This is a genomic window from Aminobacter sp. MDW-2, assembly GCF_014250155.1.
Taxonomy (GTDB): Bacteria; Pseudomonadota; Alphaproteobacteria; order Rhizobiales; family Rhizobiaceae; genus Aminobacter; species Aminobacter ciceronei.
Window position 1 is genome coordinate 260,703 of the sequence record NZ_CP060197.1, and the last position, 17,542, is coordinate 278,244.

The 17,542-nt window shown below is 62.9% G+C and carries 17 protein-coding genes; 6 read left to right on the forward strand and 11 right to left on the reverse strand.

Annotated elements, in window-relative coordinates; all coding sequences use genetic code 11:
- Nucleotides 1-3 precede the first annotated feature (3 nt).
- Nucleotides 4-846: a ChaN family lipoprotein gene (locus H5P29_RS01300; protein ID WP_154384593.1), complete on the forward strand. Its 843-nt coding sequence runs from the start codon at nucleotides 4-6 to the stop codon at nucleotides 844-846.
- 406 nt (nucleotides 847-1,252) lie between these two features.
- On the opposite strand, the gene H5P29_RS01305 is transcribed toward H5P29_RS01300, so the two are convergent.
- The gene (locus H5P29_RS01305) at nucleotides 1,253-1,480 is read right to left on the reverse strand and encodes a hypothetical protein (protein WP_067954773.1); all 228 of its coding nucleotides are present in this window, start codon (nucleotides 1,478-1,480) and stop codon (nucleotides 1,253-1,255) included.
- Between the two features lie 259 nt (nucleotides 1,481-1,739).
- On the opposite strand from H5P29_RS01305, the gene H5P29_RS01310 reads away from it, so the two are divergent.
- The 4 genes from H5P29_RS01310 (at nucleotide 1,740) to H5P29_RS01325 (ending at nucleotide 4,512) form a co-directional block, all read left to right on the forward strand.
- The gene (locus tag H5P29_RS01310) at nucleotides 1,740-2,054 is read left to right on the forward strand and encodes a co-chaperone GroES (RefSeq protein WP_154384592.1); all 315 of its coding nucleotides are present in this window, start codon (nucleotides 1,740-1,742) and stop codon (nucleotides 2,052-2,054) included.
- Nucleotides 2,055-2,093: 39 nt separating this feature from the next.
- On the forward strand, nucleotides 2,094-3,719 hold the full coding sequence (groL, locus tag H5P29_RS01315; RefSeq protein WP_154384591.1) for a chaperonin GroEL: 1,626 nt from the start codon (nucleotides 2,094-2,096) through the stop codon (nucleotides 3,717-3,719).
- Between the two features lie 70 nt (nucleotides 3,720-3,789).
- On the forward strand, nucleotides 3,790-4,182 hold the full coding sequence (locus H5P29_RS01320) for a hypothetical protein (protein ID WP_115729565.1): 393 nt from the start codon (nucleotides 3,790-3,792) through the stop codon (nucleotides 4,180-4,182).
- Between the two features lie 165 nt (nucleotides 4,183-4,347).
- Nucleotides 4,348-4,512, forward strand: a complete 165-nt coding sequence (locus H5P29_RS01325; RefSeq protein WP_182573575.1) for a hypothetical protein — start codon at nucleotides 4,348-4,350, stop codon at nucleotides 4,510-4,512.
- Nucleotides 4,513-4,524: 12 nt separating this feature from the next.
- Here the strand turns inward: H5P29_RS01325 and H5P29_RS01330 are convergent, their stop codons facing one another.
- From H5P29_RS01330 to H5P29_RS01375, 10 genes are all read right to left on the reverse strand, one after another.
- Complete coding sequence (locus H5P29_RS01330) at nucleotides 4,525-5,094, reverse strand: isochorismatase family protein (RefSeq protein ID WP_154384590.1); 570 nt, start codon at nucleotides 5,092-5,094, stop codon at nucleotides 4,525-4,527.
- Nucleotides 5,095-5,159: 65 nt separating this feature from the next.
- Entirely contained in the window at nucleotides 5,160-6,731 is a 1,572-nt protein-coding gene (locus H5P29_RS01335) for an FGGY-family carbohydrate kinase (RefSeq protein ID WP_154384589.1), read from the reverse strand.
- 157 nt (nucleotides 6,732-6,888) lie between these two features.
- Nucleotides 6,889-8,367 (reverse strand): mannitol dehydrogenase family protein, encoded by a 1,479-nt coding sequence (locus H5P29_RS01340; RefSeq protein WP_154384588.1) that lies wholly within the window; start codon nucleotides 8,365-8,367, stop codon nucleotides 6,889-6,891.
- Nucleotides 8,368-8,545: 178 nt separating this feature from the next.
- On the reverse strand, nucleotides 8,546-9,322 hold the full coding sequence (locus H5P29_RS01345) for an L-iditol 2-dehydrogenase (protein WP_182573578.1): 777 nt from the start codon (nucleotides 9,320-9,322) through the stop codon (nucleotides 8,546-8,548).
- Nucleotides 9,319-10,317, reverse strand: a complete 999-nt coding sequence (locus H5P29_RS01350) for an ABC transporter ATP-binding protein (protein ID WP_154384587.1) — start codon at nucleotides 10,315-10,317, stop codon at nucleotides 9,319-9,321. The genes H5P29_RS01345 and H5P29_RS01350 overlap by 4 nt, the downstream gene beginning before the upstream one ends.
- Before the next feature lie 21 nt (nucleotides 10,318-10,338).
- Nucleotides 10,339-11,163 carry a carbohydrate ABC transporter permease gene (locus tag H5P29_RS01355; RefSeq protein ID WP_154384586.1) on the reverse strand — a complete coding sequence of 275 codons (825 nt, stop codon included), beginning with the start codon at nucleotides 11,161-11,163 and terminating at the stop codon, nucleotides 10,339-10,341.
- A 10-nt stretch (nucleotides 11,164-11,173) separates the two neighbouring features.
- Nucleotides 11,174-12,046: a carbohydrate ABC transporter permease gene (locus tag H5P29_RS01360; RefSeq protein WP_154384585.1), complete on the reverse strand. Its 873-nt coding sequence runs from the start codon at nucleotides 12,044-12,046 to the stop codon at nucleotides 11,174-11,176.
- Nucleotides 12,047-12,139: 93 nt separating this feature from the next.
- On the reverse strand, nucleotides 12,140-13,450 hold the full coding sequence (locus H5P29_RS01365) for a sugar ABC transporter substrate-binding protein (RefSeq protein WP_154384584.1): 1,311 nt from the start codon (nucleotides 13,448-13,450) through the stop codon (nucleotides 12,140-12,142).
- A 200-nt stretch (nucleotides 13,451-13,650) separates the two neighbouring features.
- Nucleotides 13,651-14,601 carry a sugar-binding transcriptional regulator gene (locus H5P29_RS01370; protein ID WP_154384583.1) on the reverse strand — a complete coding sequence of 317 codons (951 nt, stop codon included), beginning with the start codon at nucleotides 14,599-14,601 and terminating at the stop codon, nucleotides 13,651-13,653.
- A gap of 135 nt (nucleotides 14,602-14,736) precedes the next feature.
- Nucleotides 14,737-15,174, reverse strand: coding sequence for an OsmC family protein (locus H5P29_RS01375; RefSeq protein ID WP_067965774.1), 438 nt, complete (start codon nucleotides 15,172-15,174; stop codon nucleotides 14,737-14,739).
- A gap of 403 nt (nucleotides 15,175-15,577) precedes the next feature.
- On the opposite strand from H5P29_RS01375, the gene H5P29_RS01380 reads away from it, so the two are divergent.
- Nucleotides 15,578-17,527 (forward strand): PrkA family serine protein kinase, encoded by a 1,950-nt coding sequence (locus tag H5P29_RS01380; RefSeq protein ID WP_067954797.1) that lies wholly within the window; start codon nucleotides 15,578-15,580, stop codon nucleotides 17,525-17,527.
- Nucleotides 17,528-17,542 lie beyond the last annotated feature (15 nt).

Consider the following 17,542-nt stretch of genomic DNA (forward strand, 5'->3'; position numbering starts at 1 on the left):
GTCATGACCGAATGGAACCACCCTGTCGCGACATGGCTCGACGCCGACAGCGGAGCTTTGCTCGATCATACGGCGTTGATGCGCGAGGTCGCGCAGAGCGACGTGCTGCTGCTCGGCGAAACGCATGACCGCTTCGACATCCACCGCTGGCAGTTGCATGTCTGCACGGCGATGCGGACTTTGCGCAATGACATCGTCATCGGTTTCGAGATGTTTCCGCGCCGGTTGCAGCCGGTGCTCGACCAGTGGGTCGCCGGCAGTCTTGAGCGGGACGAATTTCTGAAGGCTGCCGAATGGGGCAAGGTCTGGGGGTTCCCGGCCGAGCTCTACCTTCCGATCTTCCATTTCTGCCGCGAGTTTGGCGTGCCGATGCTGGCGCTCAATTGCTACCGCGAACTGGTGACGCGGGTCGGCAAGGAAGGCTGGGACGCCGTTCCTGTCGACGAGCGTGACGGTCTCACGCCCTCGGCAAACGCGACGCCGGCCTATCGGCAATATCTGTTCGATACCACCGGCGGCGGCTCGCCGGCGCGCAAGGTGAAAGCGCCCGAGGCGCCGGAGTTCGACCGTTTCGTCCGGGCGCAGCAGACCTGGGATCGGGCGTTTGCCTGCAACATCGCCAAAGCGCGGACGGCCGACAGCTCGCCGCTGGTGATCGGCATCATCGGCCGCGGACATCTCGAATTTGGCCATGGCACGCCGTTCCAGCTGAAAGATCTCGGCGTCGACAAGGTGACGACGCTGCTGCCCAACGACACGGCGCAGGTCGACCAGGGCAAGGTCGGGGGAATTGCCCGGGCGCTGTTCCGGCTGCTGCCTCAAGCCGACGCCAGGCCAGCCGCCTGACGCGGGCAGAAGCTGCTTTTGGCAAAAGCTCTCCAGAAAAGAAAAAAGCGGGCATAGGCCCGCTTCCCTCTGGCTCCTGAAACTTGCATGCCGCCGGTACATTCGTGGTCGGCCAGCTGTCAATCAGGGCAAATGCAGCATTCCGCGGCAAAACCCACCATCGTATCTCGATGAGCGTTTCGCTCCCGGCGGAGTGCCGATGAGCCTTCATATGGGGAGGGATGTTCTACAAAACAATAGGCTAGCTGACAGCAAGGCCGGCATTCTTGATCGTACATCGACCGACTGGCATCCTGCCCCGCGCATCGGCCCGAAAATCGGAGTCGTTTTTCGGAAAGCACGACGCCCAGGTGCGTACACATGGGCTGACGCTCCAGGCAGGATTGGCAGTCAGGTGATGCGCTTGCTACTTTGCGGCGCGCGCCACGCGCTTCTTCTTGGCTTCTACGGGTTTCAGGGCCTCGGCAGCGCGGTCAGCCTCGTCCTTGGCCAAGCGCAATTCCCGCAACTTTGCCGTCTTGATGGCCCGAGCCTTTGCTTCTGACTGATAATCAGCCATGGCGCTGTTGCGCTCTGCTGCCTTCTTCTGTGCCTCGATCGAACGGGACTGCGCTTTTTCCAGAAAATTTTCCATGGCTACATCCAATATCTGAAATCCTCTTCGTGCGCGGAAAATAAAAATTCCACTGCACCTTAAATAGGGTTTCTCGACCTGGAATTCAAATTCCCAGCCTATTTGCACTGAATCATAATTTTAATCCGCCCCCTGGCGCCTGTTATTTTTGAATACTCTCGTGCATAGCGAATAATTTTTGGCACTCCTGTCATTCGAGTGCCAAAGGGCGTATATAGGACATGCGGTCCCCTATGCGCCGGCTGCAGAAAGAACATTCATGAAATTCCGACCACTTCACGACCGCGTCGTCATTCGGCGCGCCGAAGGCGATATCAAATCCAAGGGCGGCATCATCATCCCCGACAATGCCAAGGAAAAGCCCCAGCAGGGCGAAGTCCTTGCCGTTGGCCCGGGCACCCGCGACGAAAGCGGCAATCTGATCCCGCTCGACGTCAAGGCCGGCGACACAGTGCTGTTCGGCAAATGGTCGGGCACGGAGGTCAAGATCGACGGCGCGGATCTCCTGATCATCAAGGAGGCCGACATCATGGGCATCGTCGACACGAGCGAAGCCGCCAAGAAAGCCGCCTGATCCGGCTTTGCGACCTCAAGAACGAACTGGACGAAAATCATGCCTGCCAAGGAAATCAAATTCTCGACCGATGCCCGCGACCGCATGTTGCGTGGCGTCGAGCTGCTCAACAACGCCGTCAAGGTGACGCTCGGCCCTAAAGGCCGCAACGTCATCATCGACCGCGCTTATGGCGCGCCGCGCATCACCAAGGACGGCGTCACCGTCGCCAAGGAGATTGAGCTATCCGACAAGTTCGAGAACATGGGCGCGCAGATGGTGCGGGAAGTGGCCTCGAAGACCAACGACCTCGCCGGTGATGGCACAACGACGGCAACCGTGCTGGCTGCATCCATCCTCCGCGAAGGCGCCAAGCTGGTGGCCGCCGGCATGAACCCGATGGACCTCAAGCGCGGCATCGATCTTGCCGTGGCTGCCGTGGTCAAGGACATCCATGCGCGCGCCAAGAAGGTCAAGTCTTCGGACGAGATCGCCCAGGTCGGCACCATCGCCGCCAATGGCGATACCTCTGTCGGCGCTATGATCGCCAAGGCCATGGACAAGGTCGGCAATGAGGGCGTCATCACCGTAGAGGAAGCAAAGACCGCCGAGACAGAACTCGACGTCGTCGAAGGCATGCAGTTCGACCGCGGTTACCTCAGCCCCTACTTCGTCACCAATGCCGACAAGATGCGTGCCGAACTGGAAGACCCCTACATCCTCATCCACGAGAAGAAACTCGGCAATCTGCAGGCCCTGCTGCCAATCCTCGAAGCGGTGGTGCAGAGCGGCAGGCCGCTGCTCATCATCTCCGAAGACGTCGAAGGCGAGGCCTTGGCCACGCTCGTCGTCAACAAGCTGCGTGGCGGCCTGAAGGTCGCCGCCGTCAAGGCACCTGGCTTCGGCGATCGCCGCAAGTCGATGCTGGAAGACATTGCTGTCCTGACCGCCGGCCAGATGATCTCGGAGGATCTCGGCATCAAGCTCGAGAACGTCACCATCGAGATGCTCGGCCGGGCCAAGCGCGTGCTCATCGACAAGGACACGACAACCATCATCGACGGCTCCGGCGGCAAGGACGGTATTGCCGCCCGGATCGCACAGCTGAAGATGCAGATCGAGGAAAGCACCTCCGACTACGACAAGGAGAAGCTGCAGGAACGCCTGGCGAAGCTCGCTGGTGGGGTCGCCGTCATCCGCGTCGGCGGAGCGACCGAAACCGAGGTCAAGGAAAAGAAGGATCGCATCGATGATGCGCTGAACGCCACGCGTGCTGCCGTCGAAGAAGGCATCGTCGCCGGTGGCGGCGTGGCCCTGCTGCGGGCCAAGGCAGCGCTTGAGACGCTCACCGGAGCGAACGCCGACGTCACCGCCGGCATTTCGATCGTGCTGAAGGCGCTCGAGGCGCCGATCCGGCAGATCGCCGACAACGCCGGCGTCGAAGGCTCCGTCGTCGTCGGCAAGCTGATGGAAAGCAAGGATGCCAATCTGGGCTTCAATGCGCAGACAGAAGCCTATGTCGACATGATCAAGGCCGGCATCGTCGATCCCGCCAAGGTCGTTCGCACGGCCCTGCAGGATGCCGGCTCGGTCGCCGCCCTGCTGATCACCGCCGAAGCCATGATCGCCGACAGTCCGGCGAAGGAAGCCTCCAACGGCGGCAGCCCAGCCGGCATGGGTTACTAAGCGACACCTGAACCATCTGGCCGCGACACGGCTGGATGGTGACTTCCCACCATCAACAAGGAACGTTTCCATGGCTATGCAGAGCAACCAGAAGCAGTCCCTCGCCGCACGTTGGGAAAGCTACCAGCCGTCCAAATCAACGCTTGTCTGGACATGCGTCGGCACCGCCGTCGCCACGATGATCGTCGGCTTCAGCTGGGGCGGCTGGGTCACCGGCGGCACTTCGCAGACACTTGCACAGACGGCCGGCGACGTGGCGCGCGGTCAGCTCGCCTCGACCATCTGCGTCGAGCGGTTCAATGCGGCACCCGACGCAGCGGCAAAGCTGGTCGAACTGAAGGCCAAGTCGGTCGGTTATGACAGGCAGAAGTTTGTCGAGACCGGCGGCTGGGCCACCATGCCGGGCGAAACCTCTCCCGACCGCCGCGCCTCCATCGGCTGCGCCACCGCGCTCGCAGCCTGATATCTGGCGTATCTTCCTACGTCCGCGCCGGAGACACCGGCGCGGACAGTTCGCGCACTGCCAGTTGTCAAACTCAGCCTGATTTTCTTCCCGAAAGACTAGTGCCGCCGCCGCCAGGACATGTCCCGGCGGGTTCCTCGGCTTCAGCAGAATAGGATTTCGCCCATGATCAAGTTTTCAAGCAAGACCGGCACGCCGCCGAAGCTCGCAGATGCCGAAGAAAACCGGTTTGATTTCATCCGCAAGACGGCAGCCGCGCAACACAAGAAGTCTGACGATGACACCAGGCGGCGCGAACGGCAAACTGCGGAAGACGACCAAACGGAATGAATAGCGGGGCAGTTAGCCCGCTTGGTGGCGGGCAAATTTGACGTCGCCCGCCGAAGCCACGATCGTCACCTCGTCGCCCAGCGACCATTCCGCTGCCCGCGCGGCGAGATGCGCAGGAACGCCCTCAGAACCGCCAGGGCCAGGCGGCACGTCGTAAGTGGCGTGCCCGTCATGCGGCAGGATCACGCCGTAGCCGGTCGCCATCGCGGTTCGGGCCGTCGTCGCCAGACACATCTCCGACAGCATGCCGCAGATGGCGATGGTCCCGACGCGAGCTGCCACCAGCAAGTCGTTCAGGTTGGTGCCGACGAAGCCATCATCAGCCTGTTTGCGCACGACATGCTCGCCAGGGCGCGGCGGGAAATGCAGCTGCCAGCCTGACGTATATGGCTCGTCGACGGCGCCTAAAGGGCCGTCGTTCTGGATGAAGATGACGGGTACGCCTGCAAGGCGCGCTTGATCCAGCAACAGCGTCACCGCTGACAGAAGGCTGAGGTGATCAGGGACCGCTTCGGCGCCCGAGACAAAGGCGCGCTGAACGTCGACTATGACCAACGCTTCGACGGTCGGCACCTCGCCCATGTAAACCTCCCGACTTGCTTGCACCGATACCCCCTCGCCCGAACGACAAGCATATGGTGAGCGGCTCAGACGATGTCATCGAGCGCCATGCGCTGGCGGTGCATTTCGAGGAGCACGCGGTAGTCGCGGTCGAAGCGTTGGCGCGCTGAAGGATTGGGTTGGCGCGCGCGGCCTTCCTGGCGCATCGCGGTGCAGGCACCGGTGAGGCTCGGATAGAGACCGGCAGCGGCCGCAGCCGCCATAGCCGTGCCCAACAGCACGGCGTCGCCGCCCAGCGGCTCGACGACGGTGCAGCCTGTGGCGTCGGCATAGAGTTCCATCAGCAGCGGATTGCGGGTGTGGCCGCCGGTGACGTGCAGCGTGTCGATGCCGTAGCCATTGGCATTGAGCGCGTCGAGCACATGGCGCAGGCCGAGCGCGATGGCGACCGCGGTACGCCAGTAGAGCCGACACAAGCTGTCGAAGGATGAATCGAGCGTCAGCCCGCTGATCACGCCAAGGGCGTGCGGATCGGCCAGCGGCGAGCGGTTGCCGTGGAAGTCGGGCAGCACATGAAGGCGACCGGCGAGGTCGAGGCCCTCGATGGCACGCAGGTCCATGATGCGCTCGGTGATGCGCCGGTGCAGCGCTGCGTCGGGTTCGCCGCCAGCGCCGTGCCAGCGAATGACGTGGTCGAGCAGCGCACCCGTCGCCGACTGGCCGCCTTCGCTCAGCCACAGGCCGGGCAAGGCGGCGCCGAAATACGGCCCCCAGACACCGGCAAAGGCGCGCGGCTCGGGCGACATCGCCATGACACAACTCGAGGTGCCGGCAATCAGCGCGAGATGGCGCTCGATACCGGACAGGCCGCCGATGACGCCTATGGCGCCGGCAAAGGCGTCGATCATGCCCGCACCGACGCGGCAGGCCGTGGTCAGGCCGAGCGCCGCGGCGGCGATAGGCGTGAGCGGACCGAGGTCGGCGCCGACCGGGCTGGCGCGCTCGGGCAGAGCGGCATGCTCGAAGATGTCGGCGAGGCCGACCGCCGCAAAGAAATCGTGACGCCAGGCCTCACGTTCGTGGGCCAGATAGGTCCATTTGGCGGTCAGCGTGCATTGCGAGCGGGCGAACGAGCCTGAGGCCTTGTGGCTGAGAAAATCGGCAAGGTCGAAAAGCTGCCCGGTTCGCGCCCAGCTCTGCGGCAAGTGACGCTTGACCCACATCAGCTTGGGCGTCGCCATCTCCGGCGACATCACCCCACCGGCATAACCGAGCACGTCATGGCGGGTCTCGGTGCATTCGTCGGCCTCGGCCAGTGCGCGATGATCGAGCCAGACGATGGTGTCCCAACGCTGCTCGCCATTGCTCGAAATACCAACCTGCTCGCCCGCCCTGCCCCGGAACACCGTCGAGCATGTCGCATCGAAGCTGATACCGACAATTTCAGCCGGGTCGACGCTGGCAGCCTTGCGGGCTCCGTGCACAGCGTCGCAGACAGCCGACCAGATCTGCTCGGAGTCATGCTCGCAATGGCCCGATGGCGAGCGGTTCATGACGATGGGATGTTCAGCGCGCCCGAGCAGCTTGCCTGCGGCATCGAAGATGCCGGCGCGCGCGCTGCCGGTACCGACATCGACCGCACATAGATAGGCCGCCATCAGAACGACGACGCCCCGAACGGCGCGACCGCGCGACAGCCAGAGCCTTCCGGCGGCGAGTTCAGATGAGGCAAGGACGTGGAGATCAACACCATGACGCGCAGTCTATATGCGCGCCATGGCCAATTCCAGCGGTCAGCGACGCCCCGGATTTGGTTCAGAGGCGATCGCCGAGATAGCGCGTCAATGTCTCCTGCGTGCCCAACTGCCAGAGCATGTCGAGGCTGTCGCCAAAGGCAGCCGCGAAGGCTGCGGATTTGCCGACATCGCCATAGATGTCCTCCATCGCAAGCCAGGTCGCAGGCGCATTCTTCGCCGCCTGCGCTGTTCGTTGCAGGCGGTCCCAACTCGGGTCATTGGGTTCGATGATGGCACCGGAATCGGTCACCCCGAAGCAATAGCGGCACCAGAGTGCCGATTCGAGCGCCAGCCCCGATATGCCAGCGCCCGCCTTCAGGCGATCCGATATGGTCGGGATGATGAATTTCGGCTGCCGGTTGGAACCGTCGAGACAGAGGCGGCGGACGGTGTCGCCGATCTTGGGATTGGAAAACCGGCGCTCGATGAGCTGGCAATACTCCTCCAGCACCACGCCGGGTACCGGCGGCACCGTGGGCATGATCTCCTCGCGCTCCAGCTTGGCCAGGAAGGCGCGCACCAGCGGATTTTCCATCGCCTCGTGGACGAAATGAATGTCCATCAACCCGGCGGGATAGGCGATCGTGGCGTGGCCGCCATTGAGGATGCGGATCTTCATCAGCTCGAACGGAGCGACGTCATGGACGAACTGGACGCCGACCTTTTCCAGCGCCGGACGGCCGTCAGTGAAATGGTCTTCCATCACCCATTGCTTGAACGGCTCGCAGAACACCGGCCAGCTGTCCTCGACGCCGAAGTCGCTGGCGAGAATGCCGCGCTCGCGATCGGTGGTGGCGGGCGTGATGCGGTCGACCATCGAGTTCGGAAAAGCGACGTTATCGCGGATCCAGTCGGCGAAGGTTTCGTCCGCGAGCCGCGCCAGGCCGATCACCGCATCGGCCGTGACCCGGCCATTGTGGGGAATGTTGTCGCAGGACATCACGGTGAATGGCACGACCCCGTCCTGGCGACGACGCCGGAGGCCGGCGAGGATGATGCCGAAGACGGTCCGGGGCGCCGCGACGTTCTGCGCGTCGGCGACGATATCGGGATGGGTCGGGTTGAAGATGCCCGACGCCGGATCGGTGAAATAGCCGCCCTCGGTGATGGTCAGCGAGACGATGCGGATCGCCGGGTCGGCGAGACGTTCGATGACGGCCGCAGCATCGCCGGGGGTCAGGAAATCGACCATGACCGAGGTGACGCGGGCGCTCATATGGCCGCTGTCCTGCTCGACGACTGATGTCAGCCAGTCCTGCCCGGCGAGCTTCGCTTGTCCGGCCTTCTCGCCCTCGAACACGCCCGCGCCGACGATCGCCCAGTCATGTCCGAGGCCGGTGTTGAACAGCTCGTCGAGATAGATCGCCTGGTGCGAGCGATGGAAGTTGCCGACGCCGAAATGGACGATACCGGCCTTCAGCGAGGCGCGGTCGTAAGTCGGGCGCGCGACCTTGGCAGGCAAATCCGGCAGTGTGGCGAGGGAGAGCTTCACGGTCATGGTTCGACGCTTTCCTGTTTAGGCGCCGACTTTCGCGACACCTTCTCCCCTTGCGGGAAAAGGTGGATCGGCGCGCAGTGCCGAGACGGATGAGGGTTGCTGGACGGAGCGTCACACTGGAACACCCCATCCGACCTCGCCCCACTCGGCCACCGTCTCCCCAAGGGAGAAGGACATTTCAACTCATCCAGTTGCCGCCATCGACGTTGTAGGTCTGGGCGACGACATATTGGCTCTCGGCTCCGGCGAGGAAGATCGCCATGCCGACGAGGTCTTCGGCGGTGCCCATGCGGCCAAAGGGAACGGCCTCGCCGACGAGGCGCTTCTTCTCGCCGCGGGGCCGGTTCTCGTAACGGGCGAACAGCTCGTCGACATGCTCCCAATGCTCGCCGTCGACCACGCCGGGGGCGATGGCATTGACGTTGATGCCATGCTTGATCAGGTCGAGCCCGGCCGACTGGGTCAGGCTGATGACAGCCGCCTTGGTGGCGCAATAGACGGCGACGAGCGCTTCGCCACGACGCCCGGCCTGGCTCGCCATGTTGATGATCTTGCCGCCCTTACCCCGTGCGATCATCGAGCGGGCGGCGGCCTGCAAGGTGAACAAGGTGCCGGCGACGTTGACCGAAAACAGCCGGTCGTAACTCGCCCTGGAAATCTCGACGATCGGGCCGAGATCGAACAGCGCGGCGTTGTTGACCAGTATGTCGAGCCCGCCGGTCTTCTGCTCGACGACCTTGATCGCCGCCTCGATCGAGCTCTGGTTGGTGACGTCAAGGCTGACGGCATAGGCCGACGGGCCGACTTCGGCTGCCGTCTTCATCGCCGCGTCGAGATTGATGTCGCCAATGGCGACCCTAGCCCCCTCGCGGATGTACGCCTCGGCAAACACCCTGCCTATACCGCGCGCGGCCCCTGTGATGAGCGCCGACTTGCCCTCGAGACGACCGCTCACATGGCCCTCCCGTCGGCGCCGAAACGGTGGATCTTGTTCGGGCTCGGTGTCAGGTAGACAGTTTCGCCATGGCGCACGCCAAGCTCGCCATCGGCCCGTACCGTGAGCGTGCCGACGTCGCCTGCCTGGACATGCAGGAACGTGTCGGAGCCGAGATGTTCGGCGACGCCGACTGTCGCCTTCCACTCGCCTGATGTGGTCGAGATGCCCAGATGCTCGGGTCGCACGCCGATCGTCGTCGCGCCATGCTTGGCGGCGGCGGTGCCGTTGATCAGGTTCATCTTGGGCGAACCGATGAAGCCGGCGACGAACAGGTTCTTCGGCGTCTTGTAGAGTTCCATCGGCGAGCCGACCTGCTCGATGTTGCCGGCGTTCAGCACCACGATCTTGTCGGCCATGGTCATGGCCTCGACCTGGTCGTGGGTGACGTAGATCATCGTCGTCTTGAGCTGGTGGTGCAGCTCGCTGATCTCCAGCCGCATCGTGCCGCGCAACGCGGCGTCGAGATTGGACAGAGGCTCGTCGAACAGGAAGGCCGAGGGTTGGCGCACGATGGCGCGGCCGATGGCGACGCGCTGGCGCTGGCCGCCCGAGAGCTGGCCGGGACGGCGCTCGAGATAGTTGGTCAGGTTCAGCACACGCGCCGCGTCCTTGACCTTCTTGTCGATGACGGCTGCGTCCTCGCCCGCCATTTTCAGCGGGAAGGCGATGTTCTTGTAGACGGTCATATGCGGATAGAGCGCGTAGGACTGGAACACCATCGCCAGCCGGCGCTTGGCCGGCGCCTCGCCGGTAACATCGCGCCCATCGATGCTGATGCTGCCGCCTGACGTGTCCTCCAATCCTGCGATCAGCCGGAGCAAGGTCGACTTGCCGCAGCCCGATGGCCCGACGAAAACGACGAATTCGCCGTCTTCGATCTGGAGATCGATCTCCGGGATGATTGTCGTTGCGCCGAATGACTTCGACACTTTCTTGAGGGTGATGTTTCCCATGGTTTCCTCCCGCGGGGTCGACTACTTCACGGCGCCGAATGTCAGGCCGCGGACGAGCTGGCGCTGGGAGAACCAGCCCATGATCAGGATCGGTGCGATGGCGAGCGTCGATGCCGCCGACAGTTTCGCCCAGAAAAGCCCCTGTGGACTGGAGAACGAAGCGATGAAGGCGGTCAGCGGTGCTGCGTTGGTGGTTGTCAGGCGGATCGTCCAGAAGGCCTCGTTCCACGCCAGGATGATGTTGAGCAGCATGGTCGAGGCGATGCCGGGCACCGCCATCGGCGTCAGCACATGGACGATTTCGCCCCATAGGGTGGCGCCGTCCATGCGTGCGGCTTCAAGAATCTCGCCGGGGATTTCGCGGAAGTAGGTGTAGAGCATCCACACCACGATCGGCAGGTTGATCAGCATCAGCATGACCGTCAGCCCGATGCGGGTGTCGAGCAGGTTGGCGTCGCGGAAGATCAGGTAGATCGGCACCAGCACGGCGACAGCCGGCATCATCTTGGTGGAGAGCATCCACATCAGGATGTCCTTGGTCCGCTTGGTCGGCGAAAACGCCATCGACCAGGCGGCCGGAATGGCGATCAGCAACGCCAGGATCGTCGAGCCGACAGCGATGACCACCGAGTTCAGGAAGAACTTGAAATAGTTGCTCTGCGCCTGAACCTCGGCGTAGCTCTCCAGCGTGCCCGAAGGCACCAGGCTGAAGCCGGCGATCGCCTCGGTCTCCGACTTGAAGCTGGTGATGATGGTGTAGAGGATCGGGAAGAAGATCAGCAGGGCAACCACCCAGGCTGCAACGGTGAAGCCGATCTTGCGACGTGTCGAAACTGCGCGTGCCATCGTCTCCTCCTCACTTGTCCAGGTTCTTGCCGACGGCGCGCATCAGGAAGAAGGCGACGATGTTGGCAAGGATGACTGCGATGATGCCGCCGGCCGAAGCGCCGCCGACGTCGTAGCCGAGCAGTGCCGTGCGGTAGATCAAGAATGGCAGGTTGGTTGAGGCGTAGCCCGGGCCGCCATTGGTGGTGACAAGAATCTCGGCGTAGACGCCGAGCAGGAAGATCGTCTGGATCAGGATGACGACCGTTATGGCGCGCGAGATGTGCGGGATCGTCAGATAGATGAAGCGGCTGACGAAGCCGGCGCCGTCCATCTCGGCGGCTTCCTTCTGCTCGCCGTCGAGCGATTGCAGCGCCGTCAACAGGATCAGCGTCGCGAATGGCAGCCATTGCCAGGCGACGATGATGATGATCGAAAACAGTGGGTACTGCGCAAACCAGTCGACAGGCTGGGCGCCGAAGAACTTGGCGATGTCGGCGAACACGCCATAGCCCGGATGCATGATCATGTTCTTCCACACCAGTGCGGCCACCGGCGGCATGACGAAGAAAGGCGAGATCACGAGGATGCGGACGATGCCCTGGCCGAACATCGGCTGGTCGAGCAAAAGCGCCAGCGCGATGCCGCCAACGACGGTGATCAACAACACCCCGACCACCAGCACCAGCGTGTTCCAGATCGATTGGAAGAAGGCCGGATCGGTGTAGAAGAACTTGTAGTTGAACAGGCCGGCAAAGCTGACATTGGCCGGATTGAGCAGATTATAGTTCTGGAACGAGAACCACAGGGTCATCGCCAGCGGCACGATCATCCAGATGAAAAGGAGGATCACCGAAGGCGCCATCATCAGGCGCGCCAGCGAACTGGTCTGTCGAGTAGCCATGGCGATCACCCCGGTTCGGACAGATGATGTTTCAGGTCACCGAAAGGGGCCGTCCGAACTGGGAGACCGGACGGCCAGGCAGGGAGGATCTGCCTATTTGATGTAACCGGCGCGGGTCATCTCACGGACCGCTGCGGTCTGTGCACCGGCAAGCGCGTCATCGACGCTCGACTGGCCGGCGAGTGCCGCCGAGAACAACTGGCCGACCGTCGTGCCCAGCCCCTGGAACTCGGGAATGGCGACGAACTGGACGCCGACATAAGGCACCGGCTTGACGGTGGGCTTGGTCGGATCGGCCGAGTTGATCGAGTCGAGCGTCATCTTGGCGAAGGGCGCGGCCTTCTGGTACTCGGGGTTGTTGTAGAGCGAGGTGCGCGTGCCGGGCGGAACGTTGGCCCAACCTTCCTTCGAGGCGACGAGGTCGAGATAGCCCTTGCCGGTCGCCCATGAGACGAACTTCTGCGCCGCCTCGGCCTTTTGCGTGCCGGCCGGAATGCCGAGCGACCATGCCCACAGCCAGTTGCCGCGCTTGCCGAGACCGGTGTCGGGAGCAAGCGCATAGCCGACCTTGTCGGCGACCGTCGAATCCTTCGGATTGGAGACGAAGGAGGCAGCGACGGTGGCATCGATCCACATGCCGCACTTGCCCTGCTGGAACAGCGCCAGGTTCTCGTTGAAGCCGTTGGAGGAGGCACCGGACGGGCCGGCGTCCTTCATCAGGTCGACATAGAACTGCAGTGTTTTCTTCCATTCGGGCTGGTCGAACTGCGGCTGCCATTTCTCATCGAACCAGCGCGCGCCGAACGAGTTGGACATGGCGGTCAGGAAGGCCATGTTCTCGCCCCAGCCAGCCTTGCCGCGCAGGCAGATGCCGTTGATGTCGGCGGCGCGGTCGGTCATCTTGCGCGCCGCGTCGGCGATGAAATCCCAGGTCGGCGCGTCGGGCATGGTCAGCCCTGCCTTCTCCATCAGATCCTTGCGGTACATGACGAACGAGCTCTCGCCATAGAAGGGCGCGGCGTAGAGCTTGCCATCAGCCGAAAGGCCACCGGCGATGGCCGGGATGATGTCTGCGGCGTCGTAGTCGGCACCAAGGTTGTCGAGCGGCAAGAGCCACTGCTGCTTGGCCCAGATCGGAACCTCGTAGGTGCCGATGGTCATCACATCATACTGGCCGCCCTTGGTGGCGATGTCGGTGGTGACGCGCTCGCGCAGCACGTTCTCTTCGAGCGTGACCCATTCGAGCTGGATGTCGGGATTTTTGGCGGTGAAGTCGTCCGTCAGCTTCTGCATGCGGACCATGTCGCCATTGTTGACAGTGGCGATGGTGATGGTCTCGGCATGAGCGGCAAACGCAAGCGCGCTCGCTCCGCACAGGCCCAGGAAGAGCGTGTTCAGTTTCATCGAATTCCTCCCAAAAGCCAAAGTGAGCATTTGCCTTGGCTGTGGGCAATTATTCATCTGATGTGATTTATGTCAAGCGGGAATCTGGACATGACAGTGCAACCGCCAGTCCGGCGGGCGACGCGCAGGAAAGAATGCCGGGAAATGGCGTAAGACGGCGCACTGAAGCGCGGCACCGGGCAATTCGGAAAAGGACGGTGCTAGCCGGCGAGCAGTGCCGCCGCGGTGCGCTCGTCGGTGATCAGTCCGTTGACGAGGCGGCGGGTGATGGCGGCGAGGATGCCTGGCAGCTTGCGCTCGCCCATGGCCAGCGCCACCACCAGCGAGCGCTCGCGCGACGGCAGCGGTGCCGAGGCGACGCGATCGTTGGTGATGCCTTCGATCAGCTTGCCGTCGCGGTCGAAGGCCCAACCGACGATCTCGCCGACGGCGCCGGCCTTCTGCAGCGCCTTGAGCTCGGCCTCGGTGATGAAGCCGTCTTCATAGAGCGGCGCCTGTGGGCCCATGTCGCCGACGCCGACGAAGGTGACGTCGGCCTGGGCGGCAAGCGCCAGCGTCGGCTGGATAAGTGGCTGGCCATGCAGCATGCGACGCTCGTCGGAAGACGAGGCGATCGCCGGCAAAGGCATGGGAAAGCTGCGCGCCTTGATGGTGTCGGCCATGGTGAAGATGACGTTGTAGAAGGCGGCCGAACCGTCCGGCGAGATGTTGCCGGTCAAAGACACCACCTTGTGCTGCGGACACTCCATCGGCGGCAGTTGCTCGATCGCAGCCTTCAGCGTGCGGCCGGTGCCGATCGCCATCACGATCGGCTCGGGCGAACGCAGCCACTTCTCGATCTCGGCGGCCGCGGCCTGCGCGATGCCGATGGTCGTCGACGACGAATCCGGATCGCTTGGCGTGACCTCGACGAGGTCGAGCGCGAAGCGCGAGCGAAGCTTGGCGGCAAGATCGAGGCAGTTGGCGATCGGATGGTCGACCCGAACCTTGATCAGGCCTTCCGACATGGCGAGCGACACCAGCCGTTGCGCGGTCTGGCGCGAGACGCCGAGCTTGGTTGCGATCTGGTCCTGGGTGTTGCCGGCGACATAATAGAGCCAGCCGGCGCGGGCTGCCTCGTCGAGCCTTGGGTTTTCGCTCCGGGAACTCATGCGTCACGCCTCTTCATCTGACGAGGCAGTTTCGCAGGGTTTTCGGAAATGCGCAATTGCCCTGAAATCGCGCATTTGCTCGGCATCGATTCTGGACAGAACGCGGCAGCCACGGCCACTCCCAGTCGGCGCGGGTCAGTCGGCGCTGGCCGGCGCGGAGGTGTCGACGACCTCGAAGTCATGGGTGATGACGGCGGACTTGGCGAGCATCGCCGAAGCCGAGCAGTATTTCTCGATCGACAGGTTGACCGCGCGCTCGACCTTGGCCGGCGCAAGGCCACGACCCTTGACGACGAAATGCATGTGGATGCGGGTGAACACTTTGGGGTCGGTGTCGGCGCGGTCGGCATCGAGTTCGACGGAGCAGTCCTCGATCGCCTCGCGGCCCTTTTCCAGGATGTGGACGACGTCATAGGCCGAGCAGCCGCCGGCGCCGATCAGCATCAGCTCCATCGGGCTCGGACCAGGCGTCTCGCCACCCGGTTCCTTGGAGGTCCCGAGCACGATCTTGTGCCCGCTGCCCGACTGACCGACGAAGGTGCGATCCTCAACCCATTTGATGCGTGCCTTCATGACGGCGATCCTTCCCTGCAAAAACGTTCCGCGACTGCGGTCAACGTTCATAGCCGGATGCCGGCCGGAGCGTCGAGTACTTGGCCATGAGTGGGAGGCCTTTTGAGCCGGAAAAATCGTCGCGGACGACGATCCGAAACTTGTCCTGCCGAGCGACCGTGTGTTCGAGAGGCTGCGTCGCGTGCAGCCGAAAGTTGAGACGAAAGCCCTGTCGAGTGCCCGTGGAATCCGGCGTTGACCGAGGCAGATCGAAGCCCGCGCCGCGCCACAATTCGACGCATGCAAACTAAATCTTCGATCACGACATTCTGTGCGGAACTTTGCCTGTTCAGGGAAGTTGAGAGGAAGGCAAAAGGTCGAAGTGGTGTTACACTCCCACCGTCTTCGGCATTGTGAGGGTGCCATGCAAACACGTGAAAACGACGTCTTCAATCTCTTCTCGGAAATCTACAGCAGTCAGACGACCGAGGAGATGAGCCTCCAGCAATATCTTCTCGCCTGCCGCGACCAGCCTTCCATGTACGCCACGGCAGCCGAAAGAATGGTCGACGCGATCGGCGCGCCGACGTTGATCGACACCAGTGCCGACCCGCGCATGGGCCGCATCTTCGCGAACCGAACAATCAAGGTTTATCCGGCGTTTGCCGAGTTCTACGGCATGGAAGACACGATCGAGCGCATCGTCGGCTACTTCCGCTATGCCGCCCAAGGGCTCGAGGAGCGCAAGCAGATTCTCTATCTGCTCGGCCCGGTCGGCGGCGGCAAGTCGTCGCTCGCGGAGCGGCTGAAGAAGCTGATGGAGGAGCGGCCGATCTACACGCTCAAGGTCAACGGCCAGCTCAGCCCGATATTCGAATCACCTCTCGGCCTGTTCCATCCCGAACGCATGGCCGGCCTTCTCGAGGACAAATACGGCATCGCCCGACGCCGGCTGACCGGCCTGATTTCGCCATGGGCCGCCAAGCGGCTCGAAGAAATCGGCGGCGACGTCTCCAAGTTCTCCGTCGTCAAGCTGATGCCGTCCAGGCTGCGGCAGATCTGCATCGCCAAGACCGAGCCCGGCGACGAGAACAACCAGGACGTGTCGGCGCTTGTCGGCAAGGTCGACATCCGCAAGCTCGAGAATTTCAGCCAGGCCGATCCCGACGCCTACTCCTACAGCGGCGGCCTCAACCGGACGACGCAAGGGCTTCTCGAATTCGTCGAGATGTTCAAGGCGCCGATCAAGGTTCTGCATCCGCTCCTGACCGCGACCCAGGAAGGCAACTACAACGGCACCGAAAGCTTCGGCGCCTTCCCCTACCAGGGCATCGTGCTGGCGCACTCCAACGAGTCCGAATGGCTGCAATTCAAGAGCAACAGGAACAACGAGGCCTTCCTCGACCGCATCCTGGTGGTCAAGGTGCCCTATTGCCTGCGCGTCACCGAAGAGCGCCAGATCTACGAAAAGCTGCTGCGCGAGAGCGAACTGGTGAGCAATCCATGCGCACCCGAAGTGCTCGACATTTTGAGCCGCTTCACCGTTTCGACACGGCTCGCCGAACATGAGAACTCGCCGCTCTATACCAAGATGCGTGTCTATGACGGCGAGAACCTGAAGGACGTCGATCCCAAGGCGAAGTCGATGCAGGAGTATCGCGACGCCGCCGGCGTCGACGAAGGCATGAACGGCGTCAGCACGCGCTTTGCCTTCAAGGTGCTGTCGGAGACGTTCAACTACGACACCAAGGAGATCGCCGCCGACCCGGTGCATCTGATGTATGTGCTCGAACAGGCGATCAAGCGCGAGCAGTTCCCGGGCGAGATTGAGTCCTCTTACCTGGATTTCATCAAGTCGGAGATCGCGACACGTTATGCCGAGTTCATCGGCCACGAGATCCAGAAGGCTTATCTCGAATCCTACAGCGAATACGGCCAGAACCTGTTCGACCGCTATATCGCCTATGCCGATGCCTGGATCGAGGACCAGGACTACAAGGACCCCGACACCGGCCAGATCCTCAACCGCGGCATCCTCGATTCCGAGCTGTCGCAGATCGAGAAGCCGGCCGGCATCGCCAACCCCAAGGACTTCCGCAACGAGGTGGTGAAGTTCACGCTGAGGGCACGGGCCAAGAACAATGGTCGCAACCCGTCCTGGACGAGCTACGAGAAGCTGCGCGAGGTGATCGAAAAGCGGATGTTCGGCCAGGTCGAGGACCTTCTGCCGGTGATCAGCTTCGGCGCCAAGCGCGACAGCACCACCGAGAAGCAGCATGCTGAATTCGTCGAACGCATGACCGAACGCGGCTACACGCAGCGCCAGGTGCGGCGCCTCGTCGATTGGTACATGCGGGTCAACAAGGCAGGCTGACCGGGAGCGAGCGGG